The following is a 21,995-nucleotide window of genomic DNA, read 5'->3' on the forward strand; positions in this document are numbered from 1 at the left end:
CGGCTCCGGCGGCCGCAGCGCCGGCAGCCGCAGGTGCCGCGGCAGCAGCGCCGACGGTCATCGTGCTGCACCCGATGCGGCCGCGTGAAGAACTGCTCGTGCTGCGTTCGGCCTGCGGCGCCGATGTCCGCTCGATTTGCGGCGGCGTCGCGCCGGGTGGCGGCCGGATCGTGCAGTGTCTGGCGACCAATGCCGCCCAGCTTTCACCGGCGTGCAAGGACGTTCTGTCCCAATTCGCGGCGCGATAATCACGCGCCTGCCGCGGCGGTCCGCCATTGATCCGGGGACCGCCGGTCACTCGCCGCCGCGAAAGGCGAGGATGAGCTGAATGAGCCGCACCGACAGCGAGACATAAATGATCGTCATCAGGACTTGGTACGCAATATGCCAATTGAGCCTGGCGAGCTTGTAGAGCCCGTCGACGAAGTTCAAGAACAGGAGAATGACGCCGAACAGCATGACGCCGCGGCCGATGAGACCGTGGCGCAGATAGCCGAACAGGACGATTGCCGGCTCGCTGCTCGAGACATGGGCGCCGGCGGAAACAATCAGCGTGCCGATGATCATCTTCTCGACGTGGGAGAATATTTCCTTGGAGAGCGGCTCGACACGTTCGGCATAGAACGACAGCCATTTGGCCCTGACCTGCGCCATGAGTTTCCCTCGAATTTTCCTTGAGTTTTTGCTGGGTTTTCTTGCAGCGACGAATGGGAGCTTCACTACAGCGGGTCCGCGATCAAGAAGCAAGGAGGCCGGCATGATCCGCGGATGATCACCTCAACGACCGGCCGCCACAACGAAGGGAGAAAACCGATGCTACGCACCATCCTGACGACCATCGCCCTGCTCTGCCTTTCGCAAGCCGCTTACGCGCAGGAGCTGACCGCCGAACAGCGCAGCGCCTGCATGGGCGACTACGAGAAATACTGCAAAGGCGTAACTCCTGGCGGCGGACGCATCATCGCCTGTCTCGCCAAGGAGAACGACAAGCTCACGCCCGCCTGCAAGAAGGTGCTCGCAGCCGCCGAGAAGAAATGAGACGGCCGGCATTCAGGCCGGCGGCGAAACGAGATCGACGTGCAGGCACGTCGCGAGGAAAAATCCGCAGAACCTTCTGAAGAATCTTTCAAAAGAAATTTTCAAGACCGAACATCACCAACACGGGTCCGGGAGACCAACATGCGTTACTTCTTGCTCATTGCATCCGCCCTTCTTGCCTTGGGCGCCACCATGACTTTTGAATCGACCGAAGCCAACGCCGCAGTATGCGCCGATGGTGTCGTTCGCGCCGGCTGCGCCGGGCCTCGCGGCGCGGTCGTCGTCCGCAAGCCGGCCGTGGTTTGCAAGACCGTGTGGGTGAATGGCGTGAAGGCTCGCCGCTGCACCTGAGTCCTCGGCACGCATCGTCGTCGAAACTGCCGCAGAGCGGACAACCGTTCGCGGACAGAACCGGCGGACGAATCAAAGGCTATCGGCGCCCGGTCCTGACGCGGTCAGGTCCGGCCCCGCGCCTGATACCTTCATCATTTTTCAGTAGCGCAAATATCCGGCGCGGATTAGTCTCCATCCCAAATTAGTAAGTATACTGTCGATTGGGAGGAAGACGTGCGCATCGCCGTCATTGGCGGAGGCCCCGGCGGCCTCTACTTCGCCTATCTCTGGAAGCGGCGTCATCCGGACGCCCATATCGACCTGTTCGAGCAGAACCCCGAAGGCGCGACCTGGGGGTTCGGCGTGGTGTTCTCCGAACAGGCGCTGGAATTCCTGCGCGCCGACGACCCCGAGACCGTCGACGCCATCACACCGCGGATGGAGAGCTGGAAGAACATCACGCTCAATCTTCGCGGCGAGAGCGTCGAGATCGACGGTGTCGGCTTCTCCTCGATCGGTCGGCTCGAATTGTTGACCATCCTGCAGCAGCGCGTGCGATCGGTTGGAGTCTCGGCGCGATATGACACCACGATCCAGTCGCTGGACGAACTTGCGGGGNTACGACCTGATCGTCGCCGCCGACGGGCTGAACTCGCTGGTGCGCCGCGGCTNTCGAGAAGGAATTCGGCGCCTCGGCTTCGCACTCCACCAACAAGTTCGCCTGGTACGGCACCAGCAAGCGTTTCGCCACGCTGTCGCAGACCTTTGTGAAGACCGATCGCGGCTCGTTCAACGCCCATCACTATCGCTATTCGCCTTCGATGAGCACGTTCCTGGTCGAATGCGATGCGGCGACCTGGCAGGCCTATGGCTTCGAGCACAAGACCATCGAAGAGTCGCAGGCGATCTGCGAGGAGATCTTCGCCGATGCGCTGGACGGCCATCCGCTGGTCTCGAACAAATCGGTGTGGCGCAATTTCCCCTGGATCTGGAACGAGAACTGGTCGCACGGCAACAGGGTCCTGATCGGCGATGCCCTGCATACCGCGCATTTCTCGATCGGCTCGGGCACGCGCCTTGCCATCGAGGACGCGATCGCGCTGACCAAGGCGCTGGAGGCGGAGACGGAAATTTCCGCCGGCCTCGCCCGCTACCAGGCCGAACGCAAGCCGATCGTGCAGAAGCTGGTGACGGCGGCGCGCACCAGCGCCGACTGGTACGAACGCTTCCCCGAACACATGAAGCTCGACCTGATGGATTTTGCCTACAGCTACATCACCCGTTCCGGGCGGATCGCCGACGCGCGGCTGCGCGCGATGTCGCCGGAATTCATGGCACGCTATGAGGCATCGAAGAAAATCGGGAGCCAGGCATGACGACGACGATTTCCGATTTGGTGCCGCGCGATAATCCGGGCGCACGTGAGATCGGCTTTGCGATCCCGGAGCGGTACAACGCCAGCCGCATCCTGTTCGACAATCTTGCCCAAGGCCGCGGCGACCGGCTGGCGCTGACCGGCCCCGGCGGCACGCGCACCTATGCAAAACTCTGCGCCGAGGCCGCGCAATGGGGACACGGCTTCCAGTCGCTCGGCCTCAAACGCGGCGACCGCATCCTGATGTTCCTCGACGACACGCCGGCCTATCCGGCGGCATTTTTTGGCGCGGTGCGCGCGGGCTTCGTGCCGCTGTTGATCAACACGCTGACGCCGCCGGACTTGTTGCAGTTCTATCTCTCGGACGCCGGCGCGATGGTCGCGGTCGCGGAGGCCGAGTTTACCCCGCGGTTCAACGCCGAGACCTGCAAGGACACGCCGCTGCAGACCCTGATCGTGGTCAATGGCGCGGCGGGCGACCACGCGGTGTCGAAGGCGCTCAATGCAGCGCAATGGCTGGAGAGATTCCCGGCCGATCTGCCCGAGGCCGACACCGGGCGCGACGACATGGCGTTCTGGATGTATTCGTCCGGCTCGACTGGACGTCCAAAAGGCATCGTGCATCTGCAGCACGACATGGCCTATAGCGAGCAGGCGTTCGCGCGCCATGTGCTCAAGCTCGGGCCTGATGATATCTGCTTCTCGGTGCCGAAGATTTTCTTCGCCTACGGTTTTGGCAACGCCATCACCTTCCCGTTCTCGGTCGGCGCGGCGACGCTGCTGGTGCCCGGCCAGCCGAAGCCGGCAACGATCTTCGAGGCGATCGAAAAATACCGGCCGTCGGTGTTCTACGGATTGCCGACGCTCTACACCTCGCTGACCAAGGCCGAGGGCGCGGGGAAGATCGATTTCTCGTCGCTGCGGATGGCGCTATCGGCGGCCGAAGTATTGTCGGCGGAAGTGTTCAACGGCTGGAAGACGCTGACCGGCCTTGAGATCATCGAGGGGTTAGGCTCGACGGAAGTCCTGCACATCTATCTCTCCAACCGTCCCGAGCAGAAAAAGCTCGGCGCTGCGGGCTTGCGCGTGCCCGGCTACGAGATCCTGCTGAAAGACAAGGACGGCCGCGAAGTCGGCGATAACGAGGAAGGAATCTTGTGGGTGCGCGGCGATTCCAACACGCCGCTGTACTGGAACCGGCCGGACAAGTCGGCCGAGACGATTCGCGACGGCGGCTGGATCTACACCGGCGACCGCTTCATGCGCGATGCCGACGGCTTCCATTTCTTCCGCGGCCGCGCCGACGATTTGATCAAGATTTCGGGACAGTGGGTCTACCCGCTCGAAGTCGAGCTGTGTTTGGCCGAGCACCCCGACATCCGGGAATGCGCCGTGTTCGCCGCCGAGCTGCCCGACCGGCGCATGACGCTGAAGGCCGTGGTCGTGATGAACAAGGGCGAGTTCGACACTAGGAACGCGACCAAAACGCTGCAGGATTACGTCAAGGCAAAACTGCTGCCCTACAAATATCCGCGCGAGATCACCTTCATCGCCGAACTGCCGAAAACCGGCACCGGCAAGATCGACCGCCAGGCATTGATGAAGATGTAGCAGCTGGCACCGTTCATTGCGAGCGAAGCGAAGCAATCCATCGCGCGGCATAACGGATAGATGGNTCGCTCCTCGCAATGACGGTCTTAACTCGTCAGCCCTGTAGCCCGGATGAGCGCAGCGACATCCGGGAACAGTGCCCGTGTGAATCCCGGATATCGCTTCGCTCATCCGGGCTACGGGAATGCCCTACCCCGCCAACCCCGTCCCACCATAGAGCCACGCCAGGTCCCCCTGCCATTCTGCTTGCGTCTTCGCACTCATGATCGCGTTGCGGATGCGGGCGTGCTCGCCGGCCGGGTGATAGATATGCTCGCCGATCGCGCGCGACAGCAACTGCACCTTTGCGGTGCGCGGAAAGCGCTGCGCGCGATAGGCTTCCAGCGCTGCCGCGTAATCATCATGGCTCGCCAGCATATGCGACAGGCACACCGCGTCCTCCATCGCCTGGCAGGCGCCCTGCGCAAAGTACTGCAGCATTGGGTGCGCGGCGTCGCCGAGCAGCGCGACCCGGCCATCGATCCAGCGCTCGACCGGATCGCGGTCACACAGCACCCACAGCCGCCAGTTCTTGCCGTGACGGATGATCTCGCGGGCACGCTCATGGATGTGTCCAAAACCCTTCAGCACCTCTTCGTCCGACACCGGCTTGCCGGCGACCGGCTCCGGCGCATCGTTGTGATAGGTGACGACGAGGTTGAACACCTTCCAGCCCGACAACGGGTAATGCACGATGTGGCATTTCGGACCGGCCCACAGCGTCGCCGCGTTCCAGCGCAAATCTTCGGGCATCTGCTCGGTCGGAATCACCGAGCGGTACGTCGTATGCCCGGAGACCCGCGGCGGCCCGTCCGCCACCACCTGCTTGCGAACGTTCGACCACAACCCGTCCGCGCCGATCAACAGCCGCCCGGTGACGCGTTCGCCATTCGAAAGCCGCGCCGTCACCGACGAACCATCCTGCTCGTACCCGGCCACCTCGCTGCTGACGCGCAGTTCGATCAACTCGTGGTTTTGGCAGGCGCGCAGGAAAACGCCGTGCAGATCGCCGCGATGCACGACGGCATAGGGATTGCGGAAGCGCGAACGAAATGCATCGCCGAGATCGACATGGGTGATTTCTTCCGCGGTGAGCGCATCCATCAGCCGGAGCTGATCGATATAGACCGCCATGTTTCGCGCGGCTTCGCCGACACCGAGATAATCGAAGGCGTGGAAGGCGTTGGGTCCAAGCTGAATGCCGGCGCCGATTTCGCCGAGCTGGGAGGCTTTTTCCAGCAGGATCGAACGGATGCCCTTTTGCGCCAGCCCGAGCGCTGCGGCGAGCCCGCCGATTCCGCCACCTGCGATGAGAACCGGCCCTGTGTCCATCAGTTCGATTTCCCGAGATGTTCGAGCGCGTCTTCGGCGCGCAGCGGCACGCGCGAGGCCTCGTTGTTGAGATCGACGAGTTGCGTCAGGAGCGCCAGCAGCGTCTTGCGGTCGGCCGGCTTCAGCGGCTGCAGCATCCTGACCTGCGCGCGCTCGACCGAGGACATGATGTCGCGCAGCACGATCGCACCCGCCTTGGTGAGATGGAGCAGTTTGACGCGCTTGTCCTCCCGCGAGGGTTTTCGCTCGATCAGCGCCTTGCTCTCCAGCCGCTCGATCACGTTACCCAGCGTCGAGCGGTCGAACGCGATCACCGCTGAGAGCCGCGTGGCGTCGATGCCGGGATGGGTATGGATCGCAACCAGCGCCGCATATTGCACCGGCGTCAGGTCGAACGCGCTGCATTCCTCGACGAAGATCGAAACCGCGATCTGCTGCATCCGCCGGAACAGATAGCCGGGCGCGGTGTAGACCGCGTCCATGGTGATGGGCGGGGGCTTACTCGGCATCGGCTTGCTTGTCCGGCGCGGCATCCGCGAACGCCTTCATTGCCTTGGCCGCGGCTTCGGCCTCGAGCAGGCGAGGAAAGCCCGATACGTCGACGCCGAAGCGCCGCGCATTGCCAAGCTGCGGCACCAGGCAGAGGTCAGCCATTGTCGGCGCTGCACCGAAGCAGAACGGTCCCTTCTCGCCCTTGATCAGGGCCTCGCAGGCGGAAAGGCCTTCGCGATTGGCCCAGGCCGCCCATTCCGTCACCTTCTCTTCCGCCACGCCGAGTTGCCGCAACCGCGCCAGCACCTTCAAATTTTGAACGGGGTGGATGTCGCAGGCAATCGCAAGCGCAAAGGCGCGCACCTTGCCGCGCTGCAGCGGATCCTTGGGCAATAGCGGCGGATTGGGATGCGTTTCGTCGAGCCATTCGATGATGGCGAGCGATTGGGTCAGCACGGTCCCGCCGTCGCCCTCCAGCGTCGGCACCAGCCCCTGCGGGTTGAGCACGAGATAGTCAGGCGCCATCTGTTCGCCCTTGCGAAGATGATGCGGCAGGTGCTCTGCCGTAAGTCCCTTGAGGTTGAGCGCGATCCTGACCCGATACGCCGCGCTGCTGCGGAAATAGCCATGCAGCTTCATCGGAACCTCCCGGTCTATTGTCATTACGCCCTGATCGGGCGGTCATTGACGCTACCCATATTGTAAGTATACTGTCAATCGGCAGAACCACAAAAATGACGGGAGGCTTGACCATGGAAGCCGTACAGAAGACCCCGGAGCGCGAGGCGTTCTACAAGAAGATCGACGGCGAAAATCTCTCGGCATTGTGGAACGTGCTCGGCGACCTCGTCACGCCGGAGCCGCGCAGCGCCTGCCGTCCGCATCTGTGGAAGTTCGATTCCATCCGCGACTACATGAACGAAGCAGGCAAGCTGATCACCGCCAAGGAAGCCGAGCGGCGGGTGCTGGTGCTGGAGAATCCGGGCCTCCGCGGCCAGTCGAAGGTCACGACCTCGCTGTTCGCCGGCGTGCAGATGGTGGTCCCCGGCGATGTCGCGCCGGCTCACCGGCACAGCCAGTCCGCGCTCCGTTTCGTGCTCGAAGGCAAGGGCGCCCATACCACCGTCGACGGGGAACGCACCGCGATGGAGCCCGGCGATTTCATCATCACGCCCTCGATGACCTGGCACGACCATTCCAACGAAACCTCTGAGCCGATGTTCTGGCTCGACGGGCTCGACATTCCGATGGTGCAGTTCTTCGATGCGTCCTTTGCGGAAGGATCGAACGAGGACCAGCAGAAGCTCTCCAAGCCTGCCGGCGACAGCTTTGCCCGCTACGGCCACAATTTGCTGCCGGTCGACGAGAAGCGCAAATCAAAGACGTCACCGATCTTCAACTACCCCTACAGCTACACCCGCGAGGCGCTGGAGCAGGCCAAGACCCGCGACGAATGGGACGCCTGCCACGGGCTGAAGCTGAAATTCTCCAACCCCGAAACCGGCGATTTTGCGATGCCGACCATCGGCACCTTCATCCAGCTCCTGCCGAAGGGTTTCAAGACCGCGCGCTACCGCTCGACCGACGCCACCGTGTTCGCCGCGATCGAAGGCAATGGCCGCACGCGGATCGGCGACCAGACCTTCGAATGGAGCGCGCGCGACCTGTTCGTGGTGCCGAGCTGGCACTGGGTCACGCACGAGGCCGACACCGACGCGGTGCTGTTCTCGTTCTCCGACCGCCCGGTACAGCAGAAGCTGGATCTGTTCCGCGAAGACCGCGGGAATGCGTGAGGTGTGAGACCGTAGGGTGGGCAAAGGAGCGCCAGCGACGTGCCCACCATTCTTGAGGAGATCGATTTGGTGGGCACGCTTCGCTTTGCCCACCCTACGCCCCACATCACCGCCAGTGCAGCAACCGCGCTTCCAGCACGTTGATCGCCTTCCCTACCGCGAGCCCGAACAGCGACAGGATCACGACGCCCGCGAGTAGCTGATCGGTCTGCATCAGATTGCCGGCCTGCAGCACGAACGCGCCGATGCCGAACTGCGCGCCGATCATTTCCGCGCTCACCACCAGCAGCAGCGCCACCGACGCCGTGATGCGGAACCCCGCGAGGATCGAGGGCAGCGCACCCGGCCAGACCACTTTGGCTACGATGGCATGGACCGGCACGTTAAAACTCTGCGCCATCCGGATCAGGTTGCGCGGCACCGCGTCGACGCCGCTATAGACCGAGATCGCGGTGGAGAAGAACACGCCGAGCGCAATGGTCGCGATCTTCGGCTCCTCGCCGATCCCGAGCCAGAGGATCAAGAGCGGCAGCAGCGCGATCTTCGGAATCGGAAACAGCGCCGAGATGAAGGTGATGCCGACGCCGCGCGCCAGCGTCGACAGCCCGATCGCAAAACCGACGATGACGCCCAGCACTGTGCCGATCAACCAGCCCGAGCCAATGCGCACGACCGACGCAAGAACGTGCTGCCAGAGCGTGCCACTGATGGCGAGCTTGTAGATCGCGACCGCTATCGCCGATGGCGGAGGCAGAAACAGCGGATTGACCCAACCCGCGCTGCCGGCGAGTTGCCAAAGCGCGATCACCAGCGCCAGCGCAATCCATCCCGAGACGCGCCCGCCGCCGGGCATAAACCCCGCGCCGCGAAAGGCGACCGGCCGCAGTGCGCTCGTGTCGTGTTTTGTACCCTGCGATGGCGCGCGCTCAAGCATGCTGCACCTCGCGCTCGGCATCGATCGCCTCGTCGCGGATCAGCGACCACAACTGGTCCTGCAAGGTCAGCAGCTTGCCGCGGGCGTCGCTGCCGCCGCGCTCGTCGCGGGTCATCGGAATCGTCACGACCTCGCGGACCCGGCCGGGCCGCCGCGACAGCACCACCACGCGGTCAGCAAGCCGCACCGCCTCTTCCAGATTATGCGTGACGTAGACCGCGCCCATCGCGCCGTCGGCAAGCAAGCGGATGAAATCCTCCATCAGCAATTCGCGGGTCTGCGAATCCAGCGCCGACAGCGGCTCGTCCATCAATAGGATCGCCGGCCGCACCGCCAGCGCCCGCGCAATGCCGACGCGCTGGCGCATGCCGCCGGACAATTGCTTCGGATAGGCGCCGCGGAAATCCGACAATCCCGTGCGGCGCAGCGCGTCGTCGACGACGGCGCGGCGTTCAGTGATGCCGAGGCCGGTATGGACCAGCGGAAACTCCACATTCGCCTCCACCGTGCACCACGGCAGCAAGGCAAAATCCTGGAACACGAAGGTGAGCGGATTGAGGCTGTCCGCCGGCGGCGCGCCGCGCAGCTCGGCGCCGCCCTCGCTCGGACGCAGCAACCCGCCAAGGATCGACAGCAGCGTGCTCTTGCCGCAGCCGGAAGGGCCAACGATTGCGACCACCTCGCCGGAGGCGACGGTGAACGACACCTTGTCGAGCACCTCCAGCGCGCCGAAGCGATGGCTGATATGGTCGGCGATCAGGTCCATGTGGTTCCTGGTTCGATGCCCGCCCCGCCATTGCGAGGAGCGAAGCGGCGACTTGTCCGCCGTAGCTCGAAGAGCGAAGGCGGAAGCAATCCATGCCTCGGCGCGGGGATAGATGGATTGCTTCGCTTCGCTCGCAATGACGACATTGGGTCCCTCAATCCGCCTTCACATATTCCTTGGCGATGATCGCATCCGCCGCAAATCCCTTGTCGACAAAGCCCTGCTCCTGCAGCCACGCGATCTGGTTGTCGACATTTTTCACATCGAGCTTGCCGTCGGGATCGATATAGGCGCAATTGCCGACCACCTGCTCGACCGGCAGATTGGTGTATTTGGCGATGATCTCGAGCAACGGCTTTGTCTTGTCGTTGATCTCGGCCTTGCCGTCCTTCACCGAGGCCAGGATCACATCGTGATACTCGCGGTCGGCGCGCACCAGCGCAGCCAACAGCTTGGTCACCAGCGCCTTGTTGCCCAGCGTCTTCGGCGAGGCGAACACCGCGCCCAACTGCCACGGGGTCTCGTCGCCGACCCAGCCGAGGAATTTGGCGCCATCGGAATCCACCAGCGCCCGCGCGGTGGAAATCGGCAGCAGCGCAGCATCGACGGTTTCGCCCTTCAGCGCGGCGGCTGCATTCGACAGCGACTGCAATGGCATTATTTTCACGTCCGCAAGCTTGAAGCCGTATTTGTCGGCGAGCAGGCCGAGCGAATAGTGAAAGGAGGAGCCGACCTGCGTCATCGCGATACGTTTGCCGGCTAGATCCTTCGGCCTCTTCAGCCCGGCCGCATAGGCGTTATTGCTGGCGAAATAGCCGATCAGGGGATAGCCGGCCTTCTCGCGGCTCATGCCGCCGATCACCTTTAGCGTGCCCTTGCCGGCGAGATTGTAGAGCCCGGCGGTAAACGCCGTGACGCCGAAGTCGACGTCGCCGGACGTCGTCGCCACCGCGATCGGCTGCGCTGCGTCGAAGAACTTCAGTTCGACGTCGAGCCCGGCCTCGCGAAAGTAACCCTTGTCCTGCGCGATGAACACCGGCGCCGACGACGACAGCCGGAGCACGCCGATTTTGGCTTTCAGCGCGTCGTCAGCCCGCGCGATCCCGCTTGCCGCCACCGCGAGCAGGCCTGCCAGCGCGAGCCGTGCAAATTTTGACATCCGGTTTCCTCCGCAACTCTTTTATAACCCCTTGGGCACGCTCTGGTCCCGCCCGATGAACGCGCCCTGTTGTTTCAACGTTTGTTGCAACTTTTCAACTGCAATGTGGCGCGGAATCGTATTTCCCGACAGCGCCTGCGCCGCAGCCAGACCCGCCGCCTCCCCCATCGCAAAACAGGCGCCGGAGACCCGCGCCGCCGACTGGCCCTCATGGGTCATCGAGGCGCAGCGCCCGGCCATCAAAAGGTTGTCTATGCCCTCGGGCACCAGCATGCGATACGGCAATTCGTTGAAGCCGCGCGATTCCGGGATCGGCGGGAACTTGAAGATCACATCGCCCGGGACATGCGCTTCGATCGGCCAGCCATTGACGCCGATGGAATCCTCGAACGAGGCGCAGCCGAGCACGTCCTCGCCCGACAGCATGTAGCCGCCGATCACGCGCCGCGTCTCGCGGATGCCGAGCTGCGGCGGCAGGTCGACGATGTAGGATCTTTCGAAGCCGGGCACCGTGCGCAGGAATTCGAATGCCTGCACCGCCTGCCGCCGCCCCTCGATCTCGCCGCGCGTCATCTGGTCGGGGTCGATCCCGCTGATCGCGCTGCCGTCCTCGCGCGCGAGCTGGGTGAAATTGACCCGCCATTCGATGCCGGAACGCTGCGGCCGCACGATGGCGGACTTGCGCGGAAAGCGATGCGTGCCCGCGGCCTCGGCCTTTTCCATCAGCGCCGGGATCGTCCGCCAGGCATCGCCGGCCTTCTCGGGATCGATGCCGTTGAGACGCAGCATCATCGACGGGTAGAGCATGCTGCCGGCATTGTCGCCGAGCTCGAACGGCGCGCCCGCCCAGGCGGCGAGATCGCCATCGCCGGAGCAATCGATGAAGATGCCGGCGCGCACCGCCTGGCGGCCCGCCTTGGTCTCCACCATCAGCGCATGGATGCGCCTGTCATCATCCATCACGACGCCGGCGCCAAGCGCGTGAAAGAGAATATCCACCTTGTGCGCGGCCAGGAGGTCGTCGGCCGCGATCTTGTAGGCCGCCGTGTCATAGGCCTGCGCAAAAATCTTACCGAGGATCAGATGCGGCGCGTTGAGCCCGTCGAGCCGGTCGATGCGCGCCAGCAGATCGGAGGCAATCCCCTGCACCACCCGATGCATCCCGCCGTGGACGTTGGCATGCAGCCCGCAGAAATTCGTCACGCCCGCGGCGGTGCCCATGCCGCCGAGAAACCCGTAGCGCTCGATCAACAGCGTCCGGCGGCCCGCGCGTGCGGAGGCCACGGCGGCAGCGATGCCGGCTGGCCCGCCGCCGAGAACGGCCACTTCATATTCGCCATAGATTGGCACCTGGCGCGCGGGTTCTTCGATCGTTTTGGCCGACACTGGTCGCCTTCCGTCCCTGTTCTTGTTGGGGAGCACTATGAATTGATGCGTAACAGACTACAATCCAGCAAATTGCGCGATCAGCTTTCTCGAATCGTGAAAAGTGGATGGATACGCTCACCAACCTTCAGGCCTTTCTGGCCTCGGCCGAGGCTGGCGGCTTTTCCGCCGCGGCCCGCAAGCTCCATGTTTCGACTTCAGTCGTGTCCAAGCGGGTCACGCAGCTCGAAGCCCAGATCGGCATCGCGCTGTTCCGCCGCTCGACTCGCCAGTTGCGGCTGACGGAGGCGGGCCAGCGCTATCTGCATCGCGCGCGTGGCGTGGTGGCCGACGTCGGTGACCTGCTCGCGCGCATGGGCGAGAAAGACAGCGACCTGGTCGATCACCTCCGTATCAAGGCCCCCACCTCGCTCACCATCGCCCGGCTTGCCGATGTGTTCAGCGCCTTCCAGACCCAAAACCCGCGACTGAAGCTTGAAATCGTGCTGATCGACCGCCCGGTAGATCCAGTGACGGAAGGCTTCGACATCGCCATCGGCGCTTTCCCGCATTCGTTCGGCGGCGTCGTTGACGAGCCGCTCTGTTCGCTCAAGCGATTGCTGTGCGCCTCGCCGGCCTATCTCGCCGAGCATGGCGTGCCACGGCATCCGCGCGAACTGGTCGATCATCAGTGCCTGAGCTTTCTGCCTACCGGATCGGAATGGACTTTTGACGGCCCGCGTGGCCGGACCAGCATCCAGGTGCGCCCGCTATTGAGCTCGAACGAAGGCCACGTGCTGGTGAAAAGCGCGATCGCAGGCAATGGCATTGCCTTGCTCTCGCACTATCTCGTTGCGGACGCGCTGGGCAGCGGCACGTTGCAGGCCGTGCTGCCGGATTTTGTGATTCCCGAACTATGGGTCAAGGCGGCGATTCCCGAGCGGCGGGTCAACGCCGCCGCGGTGCAGGCGCTGCTGCAGCAATTGAAACGCGCGCTCGCGCCGGCGCTGTAGAATAGCGCTTACGTTCCGACCTGCAGCGGCGAGGTCAGCTTGCGCAGCGCCGCGATCACCGAGAGCGCGGTGATGCGGCCTGTCCTTGGATTTTCCGACGGCACGTTCTCGATCGACATCGTGAACGACGCCGAGTCCGCCTCGACCCTGATCTGGTGACAGTTCCGTGTCACCGCCGGATCGGCCCAGATTTCGATCGTCGTGCGATCGGGACCGATCCCGGCCAGCGACAACGCCGCGACCACGTTCACATTGGCCGGAAAGGCCGCGGCCGCATCGCGCGCCGAACCCTTGAAGACGCAGAGCGCGGAGGTCAGCCCCTCCACGGAAATCCGATTCGCGACCAGGTAAGGCGCACCGGCAAGACCGTTCGGCGGCTTGCGCGTGACCATCTGCACCGAGCTGATCGTGCCTTCGGCGGCGGCCGAAACCGCATCGAAGCCGATCAAGGCGCCGGTCGGCACGATGATCTGACCACCATGCGCCCGCGCCAGATCGACCAGATCGGGACGCGGCAGCAGCGCGCTGGCGCTCAGCACCATGACCTGCTTGCCGGCGGTGAGCATCGGCCGGCAGATCTGATCGAGGATATCAGCCGGCGCGCACTCGACCACAAGATCGGCATGGTCGGGCAGATCATCGAGCGCGACCAGCGGACAGACGATGCCTTCGCGATCAAGCCAGGCTCGCGCCTTCGCTTGATCCCTCGTCGTGATCGCTGCGAGAGAAAGGCCCGGCAGCCCCTGCGCCAGCTTGTTCGCCACGGTTCGGCCGATCTCGCCCAGCCCAGCGATGGCGACGCGTTTGGATTGCAAATTAGATACTCCCGCAGCTGACATTATTGGATACAGCGGCGCCGAAGTCTATGCGTTGCGTCCCCAATTCGTCGCCAGCTTCTCCGCAAACGACGCCAGCCCTTCCGATGATTCAGCGGTCTGCCACCCTCGATGCGGAGAGCTCACATCGGTTTGCCGACCTACGCGCGACGACGTCCCGCGTTGCCGTCAGGCGGCCGCGCGAATGGTCTGCAGAAAGTCGCTGACATTGCTCTTCAGCGAAACGGCCTGCTGCCGAAGCGCCGCCGCAGCCGTAAGAGCGGCTTCGGCACCGGCATCGGTCTCGCTGGCCACCGCGCGCACGTCGCTCATTTCCTGGGTGACCGCGGCGGTTCCGCTTGCCGCCTCCTCGACATTGCGCGCGATGTCGCCTGTTGCAGCGCCCTGCTCCTCGACTGCGGCGGCAACCGCCGACGCGATCTCGGCCATTTCCTTGACCGTTGTACCGAATTGCGTAATCGCCGCGACAGTTTCGCCGGTGGCGCTCTGGATAGTTGCGATCTGGCTGGCGATCTGTTCCGTCGCCTGCGCGGTTTGGGATGCGAGATTTTTCACCTCGCTGGCGACGATCGCGAATCCTTTGCCGGCGTCGCCGGCCCGCGCCGCTTCGATCGTCGCGTTCAGCGCCAGAAGGTTGGTCTGGCTCGCGATCGCCTGGATCAGCTGAACGATGTTGCCGATCCTTTCCGCGGCGCTGGACAGCCCGCTGATCAGTTCGGAGGTCCGCTGCGTCTCGCCCGTTGCCCTGCTCGACACCGTAACGGAGCGCTGCACCTGGCTTGAGATTTCACGGATGGAAGCGGCGAGTTGCTGGGTCGCGGAAGCAACCGTCTGGACATTCATCGACGCCTGCTCGGCGCGGGTCGCAACCGCTTCCGCAAGCCCCCGGCCGCGTTCCGCAACCCGTGCCAGTTCCTCGGCGCTGCGGCCCATCTCCTCCGCGCGGCCCCCGACGCCCGTAATCACGCCCTGCATGCCCTGCTCGAAGCGGCTGGCGAGCTCAGACATCATGCGCAGGCGGTCCGCCTCGGTTGCGTCGTGTTGCGCCGCAACTTCCCGTTCCATGCGGCGAACAGCCAGCGCGTTTTCGCGGAACACCTCGACAGCTCGCGCCATGCGGCCGATCTCATCGCGCGACTCGCCACCCGGAATCGCATCGTCGAGCTCGCCCGCGGCAAGCGATTGCATCCTGTCCGTCATGCGGCGGATCGGACCGGAGACGCTGGCGCCGATCAGCCACGCCAGCACGGCGCCCAAAAGGAGAGCTCCGGCCGCGCTGACGATCACCGTCTGCTCCGTGTGCCGAACCGCCGCGGCGGTCTTCTCACCCTGTTCGGCGCGCACCGCGCCAAGTTTCGTGTTGATCTTGTTGACCTGCTCGTCGATCGCGGCACTGGCTTTCACCAGATCGGCTTGCTTCGCACGCAGATCGCCGGCAACCTTGATCACCTCGTCCAGCGCCGCGGCGTCAGCGGTGATCGCGGCCTTCAGTGCCGCAACCAGCGACTTTAATTTGGCATCTCCTGTGCCGGCAATTTCGGCCTCGGTGTCCGCGATTGCGAGCTGGACGTAGGTCAGCGCGAGTTTGGCGTCGTCGGCATCCGCCGTCGACAGCGTGTTCCCATAGCGCATCACGGTGATCCGCAACCCGTCGACGACGGCGGCGAGCCGCATCGGGTTGACGAGCCGTTCCGGATCGGACCGGTTGGCAAGCGCGACCTGGATGCCGCCGACATTAAGCCCCGCGACGGCGCCATGGGCGTCAGTTTTGGTCGTGGCGGCACGCAGCCGGTCGACGGCCTCCGCCGCGGCCGCAAACGAAGACCGGTAGGTCTCCAGCGCTGTCCGCACCGGGCCGACGCCCTCCGCGATGGTCGGCAAGGTGCCGAACTGTCGTTCGATCTGATCGGCCAGCTGGCCGACGCCCGCGATCGCCTGCGCCGCGGCATCCTTGTCGCCGACGTTCCAGGTCCGGATGAATTTCTCCACCGCGCCGTTTGCGCTGAGCAGCGCGGCGCGCACCTGCGACATGCCGGCGTCTCCGGCGGCGCTGGTCACGAGTTCGTTGACGGTTCCGCCGATTCGCTCGACCTGAACCATGGCGAAGCCGCCGAGAACGACGAGAAAGCTCAGAACCAGCGCGAAGCCGCCAAATACCCGCGGACGGACACCGATCCAGGACATCATGGAAGGCAGTTTCATTGTATTCCCGAAAGCTCCTAACGAGTGGACCGAATAGCGGCGATCAGATCCTTGCCGAAACGCTTTTCGAATTCCTGATCGAGCGGCTTGAGCGCGTCCAGGAAAGGCTGGCGGTCAATCTTCTCGATCACCTCCATGCCGTTTTTGCGCACTTGTTCGAGCCTTGGGGCGTCAAGCTCGGCCTGCCAGGTCACCTCAGCCGCCGCCTTGGCGGCCGCGATCAGCACCGCCTGGTCGCCAGGATCGAGCTGCTCGAACATCGCGCGATTTGCGACGAAGGCGATCGGTGCGAAGAAATGCCCGGTGAGGGTGAGGTATTTCTGAACTTCGTAAAACCGGCTGTTGGCGATCGTCGGCACCGGATTTTCCTGGCCGTCCAACCTTCCGTCCTTCAGCGCGGCGTAGACCAGCGGAAACTCCATGGGCATCACTTCCGCGCCCAGCGCCTTGAAGGTCATCGGATAGATCTCGTTCGGGATAACGCGGATCTTGAGTCCCTTGAGGTCGGCGGGCGTCCGAATCGGACGCCTGGAATTCGTGATGTTGCGAAAGCCCTGCTTGCCAAACGCCAACAAGGTCAGCCCTTTGTCGGCGAATTTGGCGGCGATCGCCGCGCCGATCGGGCCTTGCGCGACCGCCTTGGCATGCGCCACGTCGCGAAACAGGAAGGGAACGTCGAACACGCCCAGTTCGGGAACGACCGAGCTGACAACCCCGCCGGAGATCACCGCCATATCGACGGCGCCGGATCTGGTCGCGGCAAGAACCGTGTTTTCGCTGCCCAGCGCGCCGCTCCCGCGGTAGTCGACGACGAGACGCTTGCCGGACAGCGCCAGCAGTTTCTGACGAAACTCGTCCGAACCGAATTGCTGCGGAGCCTGCGACTGCGAGTTGAATGCGAGCGAGATCAACCGGGGCGAAGCGATAGCCGGACGTGGCAACAGCAGCGTTGACGCTGCAATCATCGATCCCGCTAGCCAAAATCGTCTCGACTGTCCGCGCATGTCACACCATTGCCTTGGCCGTGATCGCAGACCTACCAAACAATTATGGTTAAGGTCTTAAGGAGGCCTGCCCTTTCGACCAAAGGAGCGGCCCGTCGCGCGACGGGCAATTCTCGAGTGCTTCTGGACGGAGTTCCGGCGCCCTGGCTGCGGCTGCATGCGCGTCCTTTTTGGCGCACGCGCCCTAAGGGTGCATTGCCGACCTGCTAAGCCTTGCCTCCCCAATTCGCCGTTCGCTTCTCCGCAAACGACGCCAGCCCTTCCGACGCCTCGCTGGTCTGTCGCCGCGCGGAATGCATCTTCACCAGCCGCGCATACGCCTCGTCGTCGACGCTCATGCCGCCGAACGAGCTCTCCATCGCCAGCCGCTTGGTTTCGGCCAGCGCTTCGGGGCCGTTGGCCAGCAACTGCTCGACGACCTTGGCCCCGGCCGCCTCCAGTTCGGCCAGCGGCACCACTTCATGCACCAGCCCGATGCGCCGCGCCTCCTCCGCACCAAAGCGTTCGCCGGTCAATGCGTAGCGGCGGACCTGGCGGACGCCGATGGCGTCGCAGAGTTGCGGGATGATGATGGCGGCCGTCAGTCCCCAGCGCACTTCGGTGATCGAGAACATTGCATTGTCGGCGGCGACCACGACGTCGCAGGCCGAGATCACCCCGGTGCCGCCGCCGAAACAGCCGCCCTGCACCAGCGCCACCGTCGGGATCGGCAGCGTGTTCAGCCGCTGCACGGCCTCGAACGTCGCCCGCGACACCGCCTCGTTTTCCTCAACCGATTTCGGCCGGACGCCGTTGATCCATTTCAGATCCGCCCCGGCCTGGAAATGCTTGCCGTTGCCTTTCAGTACGACAAGGCGAAGATTCGGCTTCTTGCCGAGTTCATCCATCGCCGCGAGCACGCCGTTGATGAGCCCGGCGTCATAGGCGTTGTTCACCTCGGGGCGATTCAGCGTGACGGTGGCGACGCCACGCGCGTCGAGATTCCACAAGACAGGATTGGCAGTCATGGGCGGCCCTCTTGTTCGGCATGTTGTTATGCCGAACCATAGGCCGGGATTGCAGGCGCTGTCACGACCGCCGAGTTATCTTCGGCCGTACCGCCGCGTCATGTCTGCCCTGTCGGCGAACGATGTCCGCCGCGGGCCGATGGCCTCGAATTGCGCCTTCTGCTCATCACTCAAGGTCACATAGAAGTCATCGAGCGCGGTGCGCACCTGCTTCACCGCCTGCAGCATAACATCGAGCCGCTTGCCGGCCGACGCGAGCCGCGCGGACGGCGTGCCGGCTTCCTCGGGCCGGCACGAGGCGTTCAGCATCTCCCTGGCCTTGGCGCTGGCGTTCTGCAGGGCTGTAAGGCCGGTGCGTTGCACGTCGGTCGGACGCAGCCGCGCATCGAGTTCCTCCGTCGGCCAGCTCAAGCCCGTTGATTGCGCGACGTCGCAGGCCCGCACCAGCGATCTGCTGCGGCGCCTTTCGGCTTTCCGCTCCTGTTCTTCCGCGACCGCGTTCAGCCGCGCCTTCTGCTCGTCGTTCAGAAGACTGTAAAGCTTGTCCAGCGGCGCCTGCACGGTCGCAACGCCTGCAATCATTGCTTCGATGCGCTGTTGCATCGATGCAAGCCGGCCGGACGCCGTCAACGCGATCGACGTCGGGCACGCCGCCTTGATCTTCTGTGCCGATGTCACCGACGCATTGGCGAGATCGTCGAGCGCTGCGCGCTGCACCTCGGTCGGCTCGATCGTCTGCGCGATCAGATCGATCGGCAGTCCTGCGATTTCGCGACTGTCCTCGCCGCACAACAGCGCCAGCCGGTCCGGTCCGGCGTCGGGAGAGCCACGCGGCGGCAGGTAGCCAGTCAGGCCCTGATAGTCGTAAGGCCCGAACAGGCCGGCATAAATATCGTCGTAGCCATAGTACCAGAACGGCGCGCCTACATTCGGCCCCCATAACGTGTAGTCGTAGATGTCGTAATAGGCGAACGGCCAGAACAGCGGCCCGACCCAGCCGTACCCGCCATTGCCGTGCCGCCACCAGCCGCCGCCCCTGCCACGCCCATATTGCCACCCAGCCAGCGCGGCGCCCGCGGTGACGCTGGCCCGCATGGCGGGACTATGGAGAGCGGCGGTGTGACGATAGCTCCGAGCGAGTGCGCGCGAGTTCAGCGCACGGCCGCCACCGGCGAAGTTCATGCGATGCGCGGAGAATGAACGGTGTCCGGAGAAGGAGCGGCTATGCGCCCTGCCGTGAAAATGACCGCCATGGTGCCGCCCGCCGAAATGATGGCCGTGACCATGACCGCCGCCGCGATGGCCGCCACCATGATGACCACCGCCATGACCGCCGCCGCGTCCACCGCCGTGGCCGCCGCCATGACCGCCTTTTGCGATCGCGAAATCCGCCACGCACAGCGCCATTGCGAACACAATGGCGGCAATGCCCAATACGATCCTTGACATGGCACGTCCCCTCATCGTCGCACGTCCCATTGTCGCTATGCCGCAAGCTTGACGGCATCTGGATGAACGCCGACTGAACAGCAGGGTTCCCTCAGGCGCCAAGCCAGCAGTGCCGAGGCCGCGCCCGCCGCAACCCGCCCTGTGCGGCGGGCCGGTTGCGCCCGATCAAGGCTTGTGAAAACTAGCAAGACTATTTCCCCCAGCAGGATTTCCCATCCATGCGTATTTGTATTTTCGGTGCGGGCGCCGTCGGCAGCCATTTTGCGGTGCGGCTCGCGCTGGCAGGACACGACGTTTCCTGCGTGATGCGCGGCCCGCATCTGGATGCGGTGAAAGCGAACGGGCTGACGCTGCGGGTTGGAGATGGCGAGTTCAAGGCGAAGGTGCGCGCGTCCAGCGATCCCGCGGCGCTGGGCCGGCAGGACGCCGTCATCTGCACACTGAAGGCGACGGGCCTCTCCAGCCTCGCTGGCAGCCTGCAGCCGCTGCTCGGCGACGACACGGCGGTCGTCTTCGCGCAGAACGGTATTCCCTGGTGGTACGATATCGGGCTCTCGCAAAAACATCCGCTGGTGCCGGATCTCGCTTTCCTCGATCCCGGCGGACGCCTGCGCGCGGCGATCCCGAAACAGCGCATCGTCGGTGGCGTCGTTTTCTCATCGAATGAAGTCGTCGGACCGGGCGTGGTCGCGAACCTGTCACCCGAGCGCAACCGGCTTCTGATCGGCGAGTGTGACGATCGCGCCAGCGAGCGGGTTGCAAGCCTGCGCGTGGCGCTGAACGGAGCGTCCATCGACTCGCCCGACGTTACGCAGATCAGGGAGACGATCTGGTCAAAACTGCTGACCAACATGTCGATGTCGGTGCTGTGCCTCCTGACCGGGCAGACCGCGCGCGCCGTCCGTGACGATCCTGATCTTGCCGACATCGTGCCGCGCCTGCTCGACGAGGCCAACAGCATCGCGCAAAGCTGTTTTCCCGAGGTCAAGCGCGTGACCCGCTCCGGCCCCGCGCCGGATCACAAGCCGTCGATCCTGCAGGACTACGAACTCGGCCGCGCCATGGAGATCGACGTGCTGGTCCGCGCGCCCGCCGCCTTCGCCCGCGCTGCCGGACTTTCGACACCGTTGCTCGACATGATGGGTGCGCTCGCCATCCGCCAGGCGCGCGACAAGGGGTTGTATCGAGGCTAACCAGTCGACTTGACGCGGAGCCGATCAGATGGCCTGCAATCCCAGCCGCTGAAACAGCTTCCGGTCAGCCTCGTCCTCCGGATTGCCGGCCGTCAGCAAGGTGTCGCCGACGAAGATCGAATTCGCCCCCGCAAAGAAGCAAAGCGCCTGCATCTCATCGCTCATCGCCGAACGCCCCGCCGAAAGGCGGACATATGATGTCGGCGTCATGATGCGCGCGAGCGCAACGATCCGGACAAATTCGATTGGCGCGATCGCCGCTGATTCCGCAAGCGGCGTGCCGGCGATCGGAATCAGCATGTTGATCGGAACGCTTTCCGGCGGCTCCGCCAGATTTGCGAGCGTCACCAGCATGTCGACGCGGTCGGTTTCTTCCTCGCCCATGCCGAGGATGCCACCGCAACAAACTTTCATGCCGGATTGCCGGACATTCTCCAGCGTGTCGAGACGATCGGCAAACGTACGCGTCGCGATCACCTGGGGGTAATAGCGCTCCGACGTATCGATATTGTGGTTGTAGTAATCGAGACCTGCCGCACTGAGGCGGTCCGCCTGCGCACGGTCAAGCATTCCCAGCGTCATGCAGGTCTCGAGCCCGAGCGCCTTCACCGCACCGACCATTTCAACGATGGCATCCATGTCTCTCGGCTTTGGGTTACGCCACGCAGCGCCCATGCAATAACGTGTCGCACCGCCGTCCCGCGCCTTACGCGCCTCGGTCACGACCCTTTCGACGTCCATCAGCTTCGAGGCGGCAAGTCCGGTCGAGTGATGCGAGGACTGGCTGCAATAGCCACAATCCTCCGGGCAGCCGCCGGTCTTGATGTTGAGGAGCTTGCTCAGTTGCACGCGATTGGGATCGAAATTCTGCCGGTGAACGGACTGTGCCCGGAACAGGAGATCATTGAACGGTAACCGGTAGAGTGACCAGGCTGCCTCTCGCGACCACGCCGCTGAACCAGCAGACGGCGCTGCGGCGCTCAACGTTTCATCCCGTGCTTCGAGCATCCTTCAATTCTCCAAATTGCGTCGCATCCGGCCGTCATCGCACGGT

At 64.2% G+C, this 21,995-nt stretch carries 23 protein-coding genes and 1 pseudogene; 10 read left to right on the top strand and 14 right to left on the bottom strand.

Annotation, left to right across the window (positions count from 1 at the left end; translation table 11 throughout):
• A partial coding sequence (locus CQ14_RS08395; RefSeq protein ID WP_283807209.1) for a cysteine rich repeat-containing protein occupies positions 1 to 248 on the top strand: 248 nt, incomplete at its 5' end.
• Between the two features lie 46 nt (positions 249 to 294).
• On the opposite strand, the gene CQ14_RS08400 is transcribed toward CQ14_RS08395, so the two are convergent.
• Entirely contained in the window at positions 295 to 654 is a 360-nt protein-coding gene (locus CQ14_RS08400) for a hypothetical protein (RefSeq protein WP_057857448.1), read from the bottom strand.
• Positions 655 to 813: 159 nt separating this feature from the next.
• Between CQ14_RS08400 and CQ14_RS08405 the strand changes: the two genes are divergently transcribed.
• The 5 genes and pseudogenes from CQ14_RS08405 (at position 814) to CQ14_RS08420 (ending at position 4,357) form a co-directional block, all read left to right on the top strand.
• A complete protein-coding gene (locus CQ14_RS08405; RefSeq protein ID WP_057857495.1) occupies positions 814 to 1,038 on the top strand; it encodes a hypothetical protein in 225 nt (74 codons plus the stop codon).
• A 141-nt stretch (positions 1,039 to 1,179) separates the two neighbouring features.
• Entirely contained in the window at positions 1,180 to 1,389 is a 210-nt protein-coding gene (locus CQ14_RS08410) for a hypothetical protein (RefSeq protein WP_057857449.1), read from the top strand.
• A gap of 216 nt (positions 1,390 to 1,605) precedes the next feature.
• Positions 1,606 to 1,989, top strand: a 384-nt coding sequence (locus tag CQ14_RS45925) for an NAD(P)-binding protein (protein ID WP_245320260.1), incomplete at its 3' end; no start/stop codon positions are given.
• 54 nt (positions 1,990 to 2,043) lie between these two features.
• Positions 2,044 to 2,747: pseudogene (locus CQ14_RS45930) on the top strand (FAD-dependent monooxygenase); the annotation flags it as partial.
• Entirely contained in the window at positions 2,744 to 4,357 is a 1,614-nt protein-coding gene (locus tag CQ14_RS08420) for a benzoate-CoA ligase family protein (protein ID WP_057857450.1), read from the top strand. The pseudogene CQ14_RS45930 and the gene CQ14_RS08420, both read left to right, overlap by 4 nt.
• Positions 4,358 to 4,546: 189 nt before the next feature.
• On the opposite strand, the gene CQ14_RS08425 is transcribed toward CQ14_RS08420, so the two are convergent.
• The 3 genes from CQ14_RS08425 to maiA are packed head-to-tail and all read right to left on the bottom strand — an operon-like array spanning position 4,547 to position 6,859.
• Positions 4,547 to 5,728 (bottom strand): 3-hydroxybenzoate 6-monooxygenase, encoded by a 1,182-nt coding sequence (locus tag CQ14_RS08425; protein WP_057857451.1) that lies wholly within the window; start codon positions 5,726 to 5,728, stop codon positions 4,547 to 4,549.
• Positions 5,728 to 6,237, bottom strand: coding sequence for a MarR family winged helix-turn-helix transcriptional regulator (locus CQ14_RS08430; protein WP_057857496.1), 510 nt, complete (start codon positions 6,235 to 6,237; stop codon positions 5,728 to 5,730). Before CQ14_RS08430 ends, CQ14_RS08425 begins: the two co-directional genes overlap by 1 nt.
• Positions 6,227 to 6,859: a maleylacetoacetate isomerase gene (gene maiA, locus CQ14_RS08435; protein WP_057857452.1), complete on the bottom strand. Its 633-nt coding sequence runs from the start codon at positions 6,857 to 6,859 to the stop codon at positions 6,227 to 6,229. The genes CQ14_RS08430 and maiA overlap by 11 nt, the downstream gene beginning before the upstream one ends.
• 113 nt (positions 6,860 to 6,972) lie before the next feature.
• Here maiA and gtdA point away from each other — a divergent pair, with 113 nt between their 5' ends.
• On the top strand, positions 6,973 to 8,013 hold the full coding sequence (gtdA, locus tag CQ14_RS08440) for a gentisate 1,2-dioxygenase (RefSeq protein ID WP_057857453.1): 1,041 nt from the start codon (positions 6,973 to 6,975) through the stop codon (positions 8,011 to 8,013).
• Positions 8,014 to 8,119: 106 nt separating this feature from the next.
• On the opposite strand, the gene CQ14_RS08445 is transcribed toward gtdA, so the two are convergent.
• The 4 genes from CQ14_RS08445 to CQ14_RS08460 all read right to left on the bottom strand — a co-directional run bounded on the left by CQ14_RS08445 (position 8,120) and on the right by CQ14_RS08460 (position 12,258).
• Positions 8,120 to 8,947 carry an ABC transporter permease gene (locus CQ14_RS08445; protein ID WP_057857454.1) on the bottom strand — a complete coding sequence of 276 codons (828 nt, stop codon included), beginning with the start codon at positions 8,945 to 8,947 and terminating at the stop codon, positions 8,120 to 8,122.
• A complete protein-coding gene (locus CQ14_RS08450; protein WP_057857455.1) occupies positions 8,940 to 9,713 on the bottom strand; it encodes an ABC transporter ATP-binding protein in 774 nt (257 codons plus the stop codon). Before CQ14_RS08450 ends, CQ14_RS08445 begins: the two co-directional genes overlap by 8 nt.
• A gap of 154 nt (positions 9,714 to 9,867) precedes the next feature.
• The gene (locus CQ14_RS08455; RefSeq protein WP_057857456.1) at positions 9,868 to 10,872 is read right to left on the bottom strand and encodes an ABC transporter substrate-binding protein; all 1,005 of its coding nucleotides are present in this window, start codon (positions 10,870 to 10,872) and stop codon (positions 9,868 to 9,870) included.
• Positions 10,873 to 10,893: 21 nt separating this feature from the next.
• Positions 10,894 to 12,258, bottom strand: a complete 1,365-nt coding sequence (locus CQ14_RS08460) for an FAD-dependent oxidoreductase (RefSeq protein WP_057857457.1) — start codon at positions 12,256 to 12,258, stop codon at positions 10,894 to 10,896.
• A gap of 107 nt (positions 12,259 to 12,365) precedes the next feature.
• Between CQ14_RS08460 and CQ14_RS08465 the strand changes: the two genes are divergently transcribed.
• Positions 12,366 to 13,250 (top strand): LysR family transcriptional regulator, encoded by an 885-nt coding sequence (locus tag CQ14_RS08465; RefSeq protein ID WP_057857458.1) that lies wholly within the window; start codon positions 12,366 to 12,368, stop codon positions 13,248 to 13,250.
• Between the two features lie 8 nt (positions 13,251 to 13,258).
• Here CQ14_RS08465 and CQ14_RS08470 read toward each other — a convergent pair whose 3' ends face one another.
• From CQ14_RS08470 to CQ14_RS08490, 5 genes are all read right to left on the bottom strand, one after another.
• The gene (locus CQ14_RS08470) at positions 13,259 to 14,089 is read right to left on the bottom strand and encodes an aspartate dehydrogenase (RefSeq protein ID WP_057857459.1); all 831 of its coding nucleotides are present in this window, start codon (positions 14,087 to 14,089) and stop codon (positions 13,259 to 13,261) included.
• Between the two features lie 165 nt (positions 14,090 to 14,254).
• The gene (locus CQ14_RS08475) at positions 14,255 to 16,288 is read right to left on the bottom strand and encodes a methyl-accepting chemotaxis protein (RefSeq protein ID WP_057857460.1); all 2,034 of its coding nucleotides are present in this window, start codon (positions 16,286 to 16,288) and stop codon (positions 14,255 to 14,257) included.
• A gap of 17 nt (positions 16,289 to 16,305) precedes the next feature.
• Positions 16,306 to 17,253, bottom strand: a complete 948-nt coding sequence (locus CQ14_RS08480; RefSeq protein WP_245320261.1) for a TRAP transporter substrate-binding protein — start codon at positions 17,251 to 17,253, stop codon at positions 16,306 to 16,308.
• Between the two features lie 245 nt (positions 17,254 to 17,498).
• A complete protein-coding gene (locus tag CQ14_RS08485; protein ID WP_057857462.1) occupies positions 17,499 to 18,299 on the bottom strand; it encodes an enoyl-CoA hydratase-related protein in 801 nt (266 codons plus the stop codon).
• Between the two features lie 75 nt (positions 18,300 to 18,374).
• A complete protein-coding gene (locus CQ14_RS08490) occupies positions 18,375 to 19,481 on the bottom strand; it encodes a Spy/CpxP family protein refolding chaperone (RefSeq protein ID WP_245320262.1) in 1,107 nt (368 codons plus the stop codon).
• A 60-nt stretch (positions 19,482 to 19,541) separates the two neighbouring features.
• Here CQ14_RS08490 and CQ14_RS45935 point away from each other — a divergent pair, with 60 nt between their 5' ends.
• Together CQ14_RS45935 and CQ14_RS08495 are read left to right on the top strand one after the other, a co-directional pair.
• The gene (locus tag CQ14_RS45935; RefSeq protein ID WP_245320263.1) at positions 19,542 to 19,745 is read left to right on the top strand and encodes a hypothetical protein; all 204 of its coding nucleotides are present in this window, start codon (positions 19,542 to 19,544) and stop codon (positions 19,743 to 19,745) included.
• Between the two features lie 221 nt (positions 19,746 to 19,966).
• Positions 19,967 to 20,941: a ketopantoate reductase family protein gene (locus CQ14_RS08495; protein WP_057857464.1), complete on the top strand. Its 975-nt coding sequence runs from the start codon at positions 19,967 to 19,969 to the stop codon at positions 20,939 to 20,941.
• A 24-nt stretch (positions 20,942 to 20,965) separates the two neighbouring features.
• On the opposite strand, the gene bioB is transcribed toward CQ14_RS08495, so the two are convergent.
• Entirely contained in the window at positions 20,966 to 21,949 is a 984-nt protein-coding gene (bioB, locus tag CQ14_RS08500; RefSeq protein WP_057857465.1) for a biotin synthase BioB, read from the bottom strand.
• Positions 21,950 to 21,995: the final 46 nt, after the last annotated feature.

Origin of the sequence: Bradyrhizobium lablabi (assembly GCF_001440475.1) — a bacterium.
In the GTDB taxonomy this organism is placed as follows: domain Bacteria; phylum Pseudomonadota; class Alphaproteobacteria; order Rhizobiales; family Xanthobacteraceae; genus Bradyrhizobium; species Bradyrhizobium lablabi.